Raw genomic sequence first — 12,811 nt, 5'->3', positions numbered from 1 at the left:
GGGGATTAGTCCGCGGCCCAATTTGCGACCGAGCGTCGCTCGAATACCTCGCGAAACTGACGCGTGGATTCAGGAAGGAGAGCGCCGGTGCCCCAGTCGAGGATCACGGCGTGCTGGCGGATCACGTCGAGCGTATCGATCGCGCCGCTGCGAAAACGTTGCGCCACCACTTCCGGGTCGAGCCGCGCCTTGGCGACACGCTCGGTCCTGATCTTGGCGCGGAGTGCATCGGTAGCGGCCCTGTCGATCTCATATTCGCAGAGCTCGGCGTCGATGGTCTGGACCACCACGCCATAGTCCTTGGCGGCGCGCTCGACCGAGACGTAGTCGTCCTTGATATCCTCGATCACGAGACGCGGATCGCGCAGAAGCGGATCGCCGAACCCGCCGCCACCGGCGGTGGGGCGCGAGAACACGTCGCCTTCGCCGATCGGGACATCGGAGAAGATCGAACCCAGCCGTTCTTCGGTGGCCGCGCCTGCGCGATGCAAGGTCAGGCCATGCGGCATCGAAGGCAGGCCGCCTTCAATGCCCCAGACCACGGCGCGTTCGCGGTCGCAGATATAGGAGATCACCGTCTTCTCCGCCTGCAACATCCGTGAGGTCTTCACCACCCCTGCACCGCCGCGCCATTTGCCGGGGCCGGGCGAGTCCGTGAGGATTTCGCACTTGGTGGTCAGGATAGGGTTGGCGCGCTCCTGGCCCTCGACAGGCTGCGACATCAGGCCGGTGCCGAAGCAGGCGGTCGTGACGTTGCTGCCGTCCTTGCCGTTGCGTCCACCCCAGCCGCCCGGCAGCCAGTCGTAGAACATGAAGATCGGCTTGTCGGAACTGCGGGCGTCGAGACCGCCGGTGAGCAAATATTCGAGATTGAAGGCGCAGGCGAGCGCGCGCTCCGGCATCAGCTTCGACCACATCTCGTAGATCGAGTTCATGATCTTCTCGAACGGCATCAGGAAGCCGGTGACTGCGATCGGCCATTTGGCATCGACGATCGAGCCCTCGGGCGCGATGATGTCGAAGCAACGGTAAAAGCCGGAGTTGAGCGGCAGGTCGGGAAAGAAGGTCTTCATGCCCGCCGCAACGGCCGAGAAGGTGGCGCCGAAGGCCGAATTGTAGATCGAGCCGATGGTCGGATGGCTGCCGGTGAAATCATAGATCGCACGGTCGCCCTTGATCGTCATCTTGATTCGGATCGGGATCATGCCTTCGCCGCCGGCGGGGTCGCGATCGATGAAGTCGACCGTCTCCCATTCACCGTCCGGGAGCGCGGCGATGCGCTGGCGCGCCGAGCGCTCGACATAGTCCTGAACCGCGGCAAGTCCCGTCTCGACGGTGTCGCGGCCGTATTTGTTGACGAGGCGCAGGATTTCGCGCTCGCAGACCTGCGTTGCCTGGGCCTGCGCCTGGATGTCGCCAATGATCGAAGCCGGATCGCGCGTGTTCGAGGCGATCAGGTGCGCGACGTCCCTGCGCAGGCCGGCCTTGTCAAACAGCCGTACCGGCGTGATGCGCAGTCCCTCGCGGAACATCTCGCGGGCGGCGACGTCGAACGATCCGGGCACACTGCCGCCGACATCAGACCAGTGTCCGTTCGACTGGCTGAAGGCGATGATCTTGCCGTCGGCAAAGATCGGCCGGATCAGGCGCACGTCGGAAAAATGCGTGCCGCCGGCATAGGGGTCGTTGATCGCATAGACGTCGCCTTCATGCATGTCGCCCTCGAAGTGGCGCATGACGTCCTGGCAGGTGAAGTGCAGCGTTCCGACATGGACGGCGATGTCCTGATTGCCCTGGGCTGCACATTCGCCCTTGGCGTCGTGCAGGGCACTCGAGAAATCGCGGTTGTAGATCACGAAGGAATAGCAGGTCCGCAGCACCTGCTCGCCCATCTGGTCGACGCTGGTGATGAAGGAGTTCTTCAGGACTTCGAAGGTTACAGGGTCGAGCGCAAGATTGCCGGCCATCGGCTCACTCCTTCACGCGGATGATGATGTTGAGGTATTTGTCGACTTCCGCGCTGGCGCCGGGCGGCACCACGGTGGTCGCGTCGACTTGTTCGATGATCGCGGGACCCTGGAAGCTGAAGCCGCAGGGCAGGTCGTCGCGCTGAAAGACCGGTGTGTCGAGTCCGTTGCCATCGAACCATACCCGGCGCCGGTCGACCGGCTCCGGGATCGCTCCGGTGGGCTTGTGCACCGCGAACTCGGCCTTGGGGACGATGCCGACGGCCTTCAGGTTGAGACGGAAGAAGCTGACGGGAGAATCGTCGCGGCGGAAATTGTATTCGCGCTGATGCTCGGCGTGGAAGCTCTTGACGAGGTCGGCTATCGCGCCGATCGGACGCGGCGCGCTGACGGCGAGCGACCGCCACTGGCCGCGATACATCATATCGATCGACCGCTGCAGCACGATGTCCTGCTGGGCGACGCCTTCGTGGGTCAGCCGCGCCAGGGCTTCCTTCTCCAGCGCGGCGAACTGCGCCTCGATGTCGGCGGAATCGGCCTCGTCGGCGCCGACCATGCAGCTTTGCGAGAAGTCGTGCTGCATGTCGACCAGGAGGCATCCGAGCGCCGAGGTCACGCCGGGATTGGGCGGCACGATCACGACGGGGATCGCGAGTTCGCGGGCGACATCGACGCCGTGCAGGGCGCCGGCGCCGCCAAAAGCGACGAGCGCGAAGTCGCGCGGATCGTAGCCGCGGCTGATCGAGATCAGCCGTACCGCATCCGACATGTTGGCGTTGGCAACTTTCAGGATCGCGTCGGCTGCCTCGTGAAGGCCAAAACCGAACGGCTTTGCGACGCCTTCCTCGACGGCCTTGCGCGCAAGCTCGGGATCGAGCATCACCTTGCCGCCGGCCAGACTGGTGCCGAGCCGACCCATCGTGACGTTGGCGTCGGTATTGGTCGGCTGCGCATTGCCATTGCCGTAACAGGCCGGGCCCGGATAGGCGCCGGCCGATTGCGGGCCGTTGCGCAAGGAACCGGCCGGATCGGTCCAGGCGAGCGATCCTCCGCCCGCGCCGATGGTGAGCACCTCGATGGACGCAAACCGGATCGGGTAGCCGTATTCGATGTACCAGTCCTTGGTGATGCGTGACTGACCCTCATAGGCCAGCGAAACGTCGGTCGAAGTACCGCCCATGTCGAGGCCAATCGAATTGGGAAAGCCGCAGAGGCCCGCGATGTAGCGGCTGGCAATCGCGCCGGCGGCAATGCCGGAACCTGCGAGGCGCGCGGCGAAATCCTTGACGCTCGCCGGCGTCATGACGCCGCCGCCGGTGTGCAGCAGCAGAAGATCGCGGGTGTAGCCTTCATCGGCAAGGCGCTCGCCGAGGCGGCTCGTGTAGCTGACCACGACCGGGCTGACGACGGCGTTGACGACCGTCGTCGAGAATCGCTCGTGCTCGAAGATTTCGGGGAGCACCTGCGAGGAGATCGACACCGGAATGTCCGGCATCTCCGCCAGCAGGATGTCGCGCATCGCGCGCTCATTCTCGCCATTGAGGTAGGCGTTCATGAAACAGACCGCGATCGCGGCCACGCCCCGGCGCTTCAGAATGCGCGCGACCTTGCGCGCGGCGTCAGTGTCGAGCGGCTGGATCACCTTGCCGGCCGCATCGACGCGTTCGGGTACGGTCAGCCGGTCGCGTCGCGGCACGTAGGGTTTGACGACGTCCTTGTAGGTGTCCCAGAGGTCTTCCTTGTTGGCCCGCCGGATTTCGATGACGTCGCGGAAGCCTTCGGTCGTCACCACGGCCGTGCGCGGAAGACGGCGCGTGATCAGTGCGTTGGTCGCAACCGTGGTGCCGTGCGAGAACAGCGCCACCTTCGACAGATCAATGCCGGCCTTGGAGACGCCGCCCATGATCCCCTCGATGGGATCCCGGGTCGTGGATGTTTTCTCGATGCGGATGAGGCCGGTGGCCTCGTCCATGATGCATATGTCGGTAAAGGTGCCGCCGACGTCGACGGCCACGCGAAGATTTTGCACGATACGGCTTCCTTTCCAACGCGTGCCGGGCGAGGTCGGGTCGACGGTTCAGGCGCGCCGGATCGATGATCCGGCTGCCGCAGACGGCCCGTTCGACCGGCGGATTTCGAAAGTTGTCGCGAGGATTATAGGCAGGCCTTCGGTGAGGCTTCTTGACGCTGAGCGCAGGAAGATTTGTGCCAGAGAGCACGAACGGCTCAGCCGTCGCGTCTACTCCAGCCTGCCCAGGAAACAATCAAGGGTCGGATCAGGAAGAGTACTGGAGCCGTCATTGCTTCATGGATAGGCTGCGCGCGCCGCCGCCCGCGCCTCGCTCGGCGTGCAGCCGAACCGGCCGCGGTAGTTGCGGCTGAACTGCGCCTGGTCGCCGAATCCCCAATGGTAGGCAATTTCGGAGATGCTCTTGCGACAGTGCGGATCGCGCAGCATGGCATCGCACATCAGCAGGCGCTGGGCGCGGATATAGGTGCTCACGGTGACGCCTTCGCCTTCGAATATCTGGTGCAGATATCTGAGAGAAATGCCGCAACCGTCCGCCACCGTCTGCGGCGTCAGCCGCATGTCGTCGAGGTGTGTACGGATAAAATGCTCGCAGCGATGCAGATGCGCATTGCGGATCGTGGACGAGTGACCCGCCAGCACGCGCTCGTCGGACTCGACCGCCATCGCCAGCAAATCGATGAGATGCTTGCCCATCATGGTTCGCGCGGTCTCGTCCATTTCCTCGATGCGCTCGCCGGACAGGCGTAGCGTATCGACGAAGAGCGCGCCGACGCTGCGGCTGGCGTCGAATTGCAAGGTTGCGAGGCGTTCGGGGCGGGAGATCCGCCCGCGCAGCACGGCGCTTGGGATTTTCAGCACCCAGAGCGCGGCGGGATCGTGGTGGCTGAACTCATAGGGTAAATGGCTGCGCTCGATCAGGAAGGCGCCCGGTCGGCAGCGGATGTCCTTGCCGTCCTGCTCAAAGCGGATCTCGGCGAGCTCGGGCACGGTGATCAGGAAGCATTCCTCGCGTTCATTGACGAGGTGGCGCTCGTGCCGCTTGTAAAGCAGGCCGTCGCAGACGTTGCGGGAGATCGAAACCGGCCCGAGCGACCAGGCGCCCAAATTGCCGTGGAAGTCATGACCTCCGAGAAAGCGAAGATCCAACGAGTAGTAGATGTCGGAGACGACCTTCTGCCAGAACTGGCGGCGGTGATGGGTAGGAATGTCGTTGGTCGCGAAAGTGGTCTGCATCTTGCGCTCCGTCACTGCCGTCGACTACGGGGTCTTAGGTTCTCTCCTGACCAGGACCATCGGCCGTGCCGATGCCGTGACGACTGCGAAAGGCGGCGTCGATCCGATTTCTGATGGCCGCACTCATGCTGCACCCCGTTGCCGCCGTCGTCAGCTTGGCGAGGACGGCAGGATGACGTCAAGTCCAATGGAAGGGGAAGCCGATATTTTAGGCTACGCGTGCTCAATTTCGATTTAGGCAACCGAAGGATGGAGGCCGCGGTCAACGACAACCTTCCGGACGGATTACGGTCCGGGGAGTTTGCCCATCGTCAGAACGTTCCGGCGATCACGCCAGTGCGGCTGACGCTGGCCGATCAGCTCGATGTCGGCTGCGATCACCGTGCCGAACATGAAACAGCCGCCGCCCGAAACGGCGTCGGGATCGCCGCCGGCGGCAGGCCGCGCAAGTCCTTCGCGACCAAGCAGATAATCCAACCGTGGTTAGTCGCATTGAGGGCGTAAGATAAGCCGCTGAAATACCGAGACTATCTCTTTTCCATCGCCCCCTTGATGGATTGGAGCGCGAAGGCGGCATGCGCACGATGGTTGCGCCGAGAGATCAGAGGAAATCGAGCAACATCCAGCGTGCGCAAGCCGACCTGAACGTGCTGGGGTATCAGTGGCGGGTCGATCGTTTCAAGAACGTGCATATGAAGACTGCGGTTTGCTGGTTGGCCGCGCTCAAGTTAAATCCTTCGTCTATGGAAAAATCCCGCCCCCAAAAGAGGCGCGTGTCGATCGCCGGCATGCATATCGATCGCGCTTCAGCGGTCCCGATCCACCTGCAGATCGCCGCGCATCTCCGGAACGGCATTCTGCAGGGGAGGCTTTCGGCCGGCACGCAGTTCCTCGGCTCGCGGGAGATCGCGCGCGAACTGGGCTGTTCACGAACCGTGATTCTGACAGCGTGGGATTTGCTCTATGCCGAAGGTTACCTGGAATCGACCCCGCGTGGAGGCGTCACCGTCGCGTCGGTCAAGCAGGCGCAAGCGAGCCCGGCGCCAGCGGCGGCGTCCTCGTCAGGAGAGGATTCAATTGCTATCGAAATTGCCCCGGTCTCTGATCGTTGGCAGTCCCTGCTGGCATTCGAATACGACACCAACTGGAAGTCCGAATTCAGCCCCGGTGCGCCGGATGTTTCCAGCTTTCCGTTCAAGGAGTGGGCAAGGCTGCTGCGGCAGGCTTGGCAGAATCCGAAAAATTCCGACTGTCTGGATCTTCCGCCCGAGGGGCATCCGGCATTGCGAAGCGAAATCGCCAATTTCCTCGGATCGGTGCGCGGCCTGGTCTGTGCTCCGGGCAATGTGGCCGTGACCTCCGGCACGTCCGGCGCGCTGGATTTCTGCAGCCGGATGATCCTCGATCAGGGCGATGAGGTGTGGGTCGAGGAGCCCGGGTTCGTCGAAGCCCGGTGGACGCTGACCGCGGCCGGCGCGAGACTCATTCCGGTGCCTGTCGACGACAAGGGCCTCTGCGTTTGCGAGGGAATTCGGCTGGCGCCGCATGCCAAGCTGGTGGTCGTGACGCCGTCACATCAATATCCGATCGGCGTCAGCATGGGGCTTGAGCGGCGGCTTGAGCTTTTGGACTGGGCGAACAAGAATGACGCCTGGATCATCGAAGATGATTACAATTCGGAGTTCAGGCACCAGGACAGCATGATTGCCTCGCTGCGGTCGCTCGATCGCGATGGACGCGTGATCTACCTAGGGACTTTCTCGAAGCTGATGATGCCGAGCTTGCGTATCGGCTACATGATCGCCGACGAACGTCTCATCAGGGCGTTCTCGAAAGGTCGCGCCCGGATCGATGTCCACACATCGGGAATCGGGCAGGTGGCGCTGGCGGAATTCATGCGGGAAGGCCACCTGGTGAGACATTTGCGACGAATGCGGAAGGTTTATGCCGCGCGGCGGGCTGCCTTGATTGACGCGATCACCACATTGATGCCTGATGATCTGACCGTGTCATCCGCGGCGACCGGGCTCCATCTGGTCGCCTTCTTCACCGAGCGAATGCGGGCACGGATGAGCGACGCAGAGGCGGCAAGGCTCCTGCTGCAAACCGGCATTCACGTGCAGCCGCTGTCGCAGAACTATCTCGGCGAACCCACGCGACATGGATTGGTGTTTGGATATGGGCGGCTGCAGACGGAGGATGCACGCCGGTTGATATCCAAAATGGCCGCGTGCCTCAGTGCTGCATAGCGGCAGCAGATCAGCTTGAGCCATCGGAATCGCGGCTCCGGGGGCGGCGAGTGTGCATCTTCCGTGAGCATCAATGCCCGGATTAATGCAGAAGACCTTGGAAGAGCGGCAGTGCGTTCGAGCGGCTGGCCTACCTGTTTGCGGCAAGTCTGGCTCTATGCGATGGCTCGACCGGTCTGTCACAAATTCGCCTGGGTGGCCTTCACAGGGGAAGCAGGGTGATGATGACGGATCGTGGAGTCTCGTTGAAACTACTGATCGGCGCGGCCTATCTCTAGCTCGACTTTCGCGATTTGAGTCGCAACGTGGCTTCTGTCGTCGCCCCCGGCCTCGTTCGGTGCGCTGAGAAGGAAGGCAATGGCTGAACAAGGAATGAAATGAGCGGCTTATACAGGGAATGGGAGGTCGGTACCGATATCGGGGGCACGTTCACCGACATCATTGCCATCCGGCGTGACCCCGCCGAAACCCGGATCGCCAAGGTTCCGTCGCGTCCGCATGCGCCGGTCGATGCGATGCTCGAAGCCCTTGAGGCCATTGGACTGCAGAAGCATCAGGTCAAACGCTTCGTCCATGGCACCACACGGGTAACCAATGCGATCGTCGAGGAACGCCTCCCAAAGGTTGCGCTGATCGCCACCGCTGGATTCGAGGATGTGCTGGATATCGCCCGCTACCGGCGCCGTGATCTGTACCGCCTCGATATCCCGCCGAAATCGCCATCATTGGTGCCGCGCGAGCTTTGCTTCGGTCTGGTCGAGCGGCTCGATCACGAAGGGAACGTGCTGAAGCCGTTGCAGGATCGCGAGATCGACCGTCTGGTGACCTGGCTGAAGCAGACCGGTGTGCAAAGCGTCGCGGTGGCCTTGCTGCATGCCTACGCCAATCCGGTACATGAGAGGATTCTGGCCGAACGGCTCAAGGCGATCGTGCCGCATGTCTCGCTGTCACATGAGGTCAATCCGGAAGCACGCGAATACGAGCGCACGTCGTCGACGGTGTTCAATGCGGCGGCGATGCCGATTGCCGTCGAATATTTGAGTGAGCTGGAGCAGCGCTTGCCGATTGGACCTGGCCTGCAGGTGTTCCATTCCGCCGGAGCCATGGTTCCGATTGCTGCGGTCAAGCGGCGTCCTCTGGTGATGGCGATGTCCGGGCCCGCGGCCGGTGTGTCAGCGTCGGTCAGCATCGCGCGTCAGCTCGGCACGCCGAGAATGCTCACCTTCGACATGGGCGGCACCACCACCGACGTCTGTCTGATCATCGACGGGCAGGCGGAGATGGCGGACGGCCGAATGCTCGGGGATCGGCCGCTGCGCCAGCCGATGCTGGCGGTTCACTCGATCGGAGCGGGAGGTGGTTCGATCGTGCGCAATGGGCCGGGCGGCTTGACCGTGGGACCCCAGAGCGCGGGGTCGGAACCCGGCCCGGCCTGCTATGGCCGCGGCGGCACGGCGGCGACGATCACCGATGCCAACGCGGTGCTCGGCTATCTCAATCCCGAAACGCGGCTCGGGGACCGTATCAGCCTCGACATCGAGGCTGCCCGGCGCGCCATTGCGCCCATAGCACAAGCGTTGAAACTGGGCCTCGAGGAGACCGCACTCGGCATCGTCAAGGTCGCCAATGCAACCATGGCAAGGGCGCTGCGCCGGGTGACGGTGGAACGCGGCATCGACGGCCGCGACTGTACGCTCCTTGCCTTCGGCGGCGGTGGTCCGATGCATGCGGCGGGAATGGCGGATCTCTACGGCATCGGTTCGATCGTGGTGCCCAACGCATCGAGTGCATTTTCTGCGCTTGGCTGTCTCACTGCCGATTTCAGCTTTCTGCAGCAGCAGACCTTCCGTGTCGCATTGGACGGTATCGATCTCGCTCGGGTGTTGGAGCGGATCGAGACCTTGATCGGGCAGGCGTCGGAACCATTGATTGCCAACGGCGTTGCGCGCGCAGAGATCGACGTCGAACTGGTCGCCCTGATGCGCTATGCCGCGCAGAACGACGCCATTGCCGTGCCGTTCTCCCTGCCTCTGAATACCACGCGCCTGCGGGAAGATTTTCTCGTTCGTCACCACGAACTGTTCGGCTACGCGACGCAGGAGAGTTGCGTCATCGAATCGGTGCGCGTGCAGGCGCGGCGGCCATCGACCACCATCGTCGATCGCCCCACGACCGCCGTTCGCAAGTTGCAGGTGGCTTCGCGTCGATGCACGTTCGATGGCGGCCATGACGTGGCGACGGTGATTGTGGACCGCGCCTCGATGAAGGAGCCGGTCCTCGGGCCCGCGATCATTGAAGATGCGTGGTCCACAATTGTGGTCCCCCCGGGCTGGCAGGCCAAACCGGACACGATCGGTCATCTCTTTTTGACGAAGGTGACGCCATGACGCTCGATCCGTTTACCGTTGAGGTGATCCGGCATGGATTGTCGGCGGCAGCCGAGGAAATGAGCCTGGTGATGACGCGTTCGGCACGCTCGCCACTGTTGCGCGAAGCCGGCGATCTTTCATCTGCGATCACCGATGCGAAGGGCGATCTGGTCGGTCAGGGCCGGGACATCCCGATCCACCTCGGCGCCATGGCTTACACCGTCCCGGAACTGCTGAAAGTTGTGCCCGTAGGTAGCCTGAACGACGGCGACGTGCTGATCTATAATCTTGGCGCGCTGGGCGGCAACCATCTCAACGACGTCAAAGTGGTCCGGCCGGTTTTTGTCGACGGTGATATCGTCGCATTCGCGATCAGCCTCGCGCATTGGCCCGATATCGGCGGAACATGGCCGGGCAGCTACTTCGCCAAGGCCATCGATACGTTTCAGGAGGCGATGCGCATTCCGCCGGTTCTGATTGCGACAGCGGGCGGAGTGAATACGCCCATCATGCAGCTTCTGAAGGCCAATGTACGCGATCCCGAAGCGTGCGAGGGCGATCTGCTCGGACAGATCGCGGCAACCAAGGCGGGCGAAAAGCGCATCGTCGAGCTTTGCCGGCACCACGGCACGGATGTGTTCACCGTGGCATTGGCGCGTCTCCACGACCTGTCGGAGATCGAGATGCGGGAGGCGATCCGCGAACTGCCGGATGGCGTCTATCAAGGGGAAGATTACCTGGACGATGGCGGCGCGGGCGGCGAGCCCGCCCGCATTCACGTCAAGATCACCATCGCTGGCGACGAGGCCACGTTTGATCTGTCCGGCAGCGCCGACCGGGCCTCGAATTTCTGCAACACGACGCCGTTCATCGCGCGTTCCGCGGTTGCCTATTCAGCACGCATCATGAGCGGGCGTGAGATGCAGCAAAATGCCGGAGCCTTGCGGCCGCTCACGATCATCACGCGCCAGGGTTCGATTCTGGAGCCGGGGTGGACGGCGGCCGTCGCGGCGGGAAATCACGAAACCTCAATGCGCATCGTCGATGCCATCTTCCGTGCGATGCAGGACGCGATTCCGGAACGCTTGTCCGCCGGCGGGACGACGACAGCCAGCGTGCTCTTTTTCGCCGAGCCGCGCTCGGACGGCTCCTGGAAGATGCTGTACGAGGTCCATGGCGGCGGCGAGGGCGCGCGCCATGATCGTGACGGCGTTTCGGCGACGCGCGTGCACCTGGCCAATACGTCCAATACGCCGGCCGAGGTGATCGAGGCCAACTACAAGATCCGGGTTGAGCAGCAATCCATTCGCCGCGAGTCCGGTGGCGCCGGACAGTATCGCGGCGGCGACGGCGTGGTGCGTTCCTATCGGATTCTCGCGCCGTCCATGCATCTGACCACATGTATCGAGCGAATGGTGATCCCGCCATTCGGCATGCAGGGCGGCCAACCCGGCGAAACCTGCCGGATATCACTGGTCAGAAATGGCGCCAATGTCGAAATCGACGGCAAATCGAATCTGGTGCTGCAGCGCGACGATCTCGTCACCATCGAAAGCTGCGGCGGCGGCGGTTATGGAGCGGCGAATGAGGTTTCTCGATGAGTAGGCTTTTGCGAACCGGCCTGAACGCGGGCGACAGCGCACCGCTTACCGTCGTCGGCGGTGAGGGCGTCTATTTCCACCTCGAAGATGGCCGCCGCCTGATCGACGGAAGCAATACCGGTGGCGGCCTTGGCCATCGTCATCCGGCGATGGTGGAAGCGATCCGTCGCGCCGCGGATACGCCTGTCGTGAACGAAGGCTGGACCTGGATCGGGCGCGAGAAAGCCGCCGATGATCTGATCCGGGTCGCCTTCGAGGGTGAAGAGGACTGGGTCGGCGCCGTTCGCTTTTGCATCAGCGGAAGCGAAGCGAATGACATGGCGCTCTCGCTTTGCCAGGCACTGACGCAGCGCACGGCGCTCGCTACCCGCGAACGCGCCTATCACGGCCTGGTCGGTCTGTCCCGCAGCATGACCGTGCAGCCGCAATGGCATGGTGGCCTGGCGGTGCATGCCGGTGGCTCGCAACTGCCTGCGGTGATGGCACCGGTCCGCATTCTGCCCGCGCCCGATGGCGCAATCTACGGCGCACCGCCAAACAATCCGTCGGCGAAACAGTATCTCGCCGATGCCGCAAGCACCCTGTCGGACACTGCCGCAACCATCATCGACTATACGCAAGGCGGCATCTACTACGACGCCGACTATCAGGACCAGCTGGCGCTGCACGCTCGCGAGGCTGGATCGATCTGGATCGCCGACGAAGTGGTGACCGGCGCGGGGCGGGCGGGCCGATGGTTCGCGTTTCAAGGTGGCGAGAGCCGTCCGGACATCGTGACGCTCGGCAAATCGTTGGGGGGCGGCGCCGCGGCGGTCGCGGCGGTCGTGGCGTCGAAAGCCATCGTCGAGCAGCTCAAGGGCAAGAGTTGGCAGAATTACGGAACGTTGCGCGGGCACCCGATCAGCATGGCCGCCATCAGCGCCTATCTCGGCGTGGTCACCAGCGAAGACATCCTGTCCCGGGTACGCCAGCTCGAGGGACTGTTCGCAAAGCGTCTGCTCGAGATCGCGCGGCGGCATCCCAGCGTAAGACGCGTGGCGGGACAAGGCCTGCATTGGACCATCGAGCTGCACGGGCCGGACTGGCGGACGTGGCACGCGGACAGCCTTGAGGATCCCATCGCTTCCCGCGTCGCGTTGCGCGCCCTTGAGGCGGGCGCGGTGATCGGAACCAGCGGTGAACAGACCTCGCTGTTCCTTGCGCCGCCTTTGGTGATCTCCGCGGATGAATCCCATCGGTTGCTCGATGCGCTTGATCACGGTCTGCAGGTTGCGGATGAAGAGCACGAACGCCATGCTGCCCCTGGCCACGGCCGATAGGAGGGCTGGACTGAGTCATCAAGGATACCGCCAGTGAGCTG

Annotated in this window: 8 protein-coding genes; 5 read left to right on the top strand and 3 right to left on the bottom strand. The window is 63.3% G+C overall.

What is annotated here, in order from left to right:
• Positions 1–5: 5 nt before the first annotated feature.
• The 3 genes from JQ629_RS11050 to JQ629_RS11040 form a co-directional block, all read right to left on the bottom strand.
• A complete protein-coding gene (locus JQ629_RS11050) occupies positions 6–1,967 on the bottom strand; it encodes a hydantoinase B/oxoprolinase family protein (protein ID WP_212412686.1) in 1,962 nt (653 codons plus the stop codon).
• A gap of 4 nt (positions 1,968–1,971) precedes the next feature.
• Positions 1,972–3,996 carry a hydantoinase/oxoprolinase family protein gene (locus JQ629_RS11045; protein WP_212412685.1) on the bottom strand — a complete coding sequence of 675 codons (2,025 nt, stop codon included), beginning with the start codon at positions 3,994–3,996 and terminating at the stop codon, positions 1,972–1,974.
• 276 nt (positions 3,997–4,272) lie between these two features.
• Positions 4,273–5,232, bottom strand: coding sequence for an AraC-like ligand-binding domain-containing protein (locus JQ629_RS11040; RefSeq protein WP_212412684.1), 960 nt, complete (start codon positions 5,230–5,232; stop codon positions 4,273–4,275).
• 249 nt (positions 5,233–5,481) lie between these two features.
• Here JQ629_RS11040 and JQ629_RS11035 point away from each other — a divergent pair, with 249 nt between their 5' ends.
• From JQ629_RS11035 to JQ629_RS11015, 5 genes are all read left to right on the top strand, one after another.
• Complete coding sequence (locus tag JQ629_RS11035; protein WP_212412683.1) at positions 5,482–5,736, top strand: hypothetical protein; 255 nt, start codon at positions 5,482–5,484, stop codon at positions 5,734–5,736.
• Between the two features lie 53 nt (positions 5,737–5,789).
• Entirely contained in the window at positions 5,790–7,481 is a 1,692-nt protein-coding gene (gene pdxR, locus JQ629_RS11030; protein WP_249134970.1) for a MocR-like pyridoxine biosynthesis transcription factor PdxR, read from the top strand.
• A gap of 377 nt (positions 7,482–7,858) precedes the next feature.
• Entirely contained in the window at positions 7,859–9,868 is a 2,010-nt protein-coding gene (locus JQ629_RS11025; RefSeq protein WP_212412682.1) for a hydantoinase/oxoprolinase family protein, read from the top strand.
• Positions 9,865–11,451 carry a hydantoinase B/oxoprolinase family protein gene (locus JQ629_RS11020; RefSeq protein WP_212412681.1) on the top strand — a complete coding sequence of 529 codons (1,587 nt, stop codon included), beginning with the start codon at positions 9,865–9,867 and terminating at the stop codon, positions 11,449–11,451. Before JQ629_RS11025 ends, JQ629_RS11020 begins: the two co-directional genes overlap by 4 nt.
• Positions 11,448–12,770: an aminotransferase class III-fold pyridoxal phosphate-dependent enzyme gene (locus JQ629_RS11015; RefSeq protein ID WP_212412680.1), complete on the top strand. Its 1,323-nt coding sequence runs from the start codon at positions 11,448–11,450 to the stop codon at positions 12,768–12,770. Before JQ629_RS11020 ends, JQ629_RS11015 begins: the two co-directional genes overlap by 4 nt.
• The last annotated feature ends 41 nt before the right edge of the window (positions 12,771–12,811 follow it).

The organism is Bradyrhizobium sp. AUGA SZCCT0222, from assembly GCF_018130205.1.
Classification (GTDB): Bacteria; Pseudomonadota; Alphaproteobacteria; order Rhizobiales; family Xanthobacteraceae; genus Bradyrhizobium.
The sequence above is the reverse complement of the archived record's forward strand: the minus strand, read 5'-3'. Positions and strand labels throughout refer to the sequence as shown.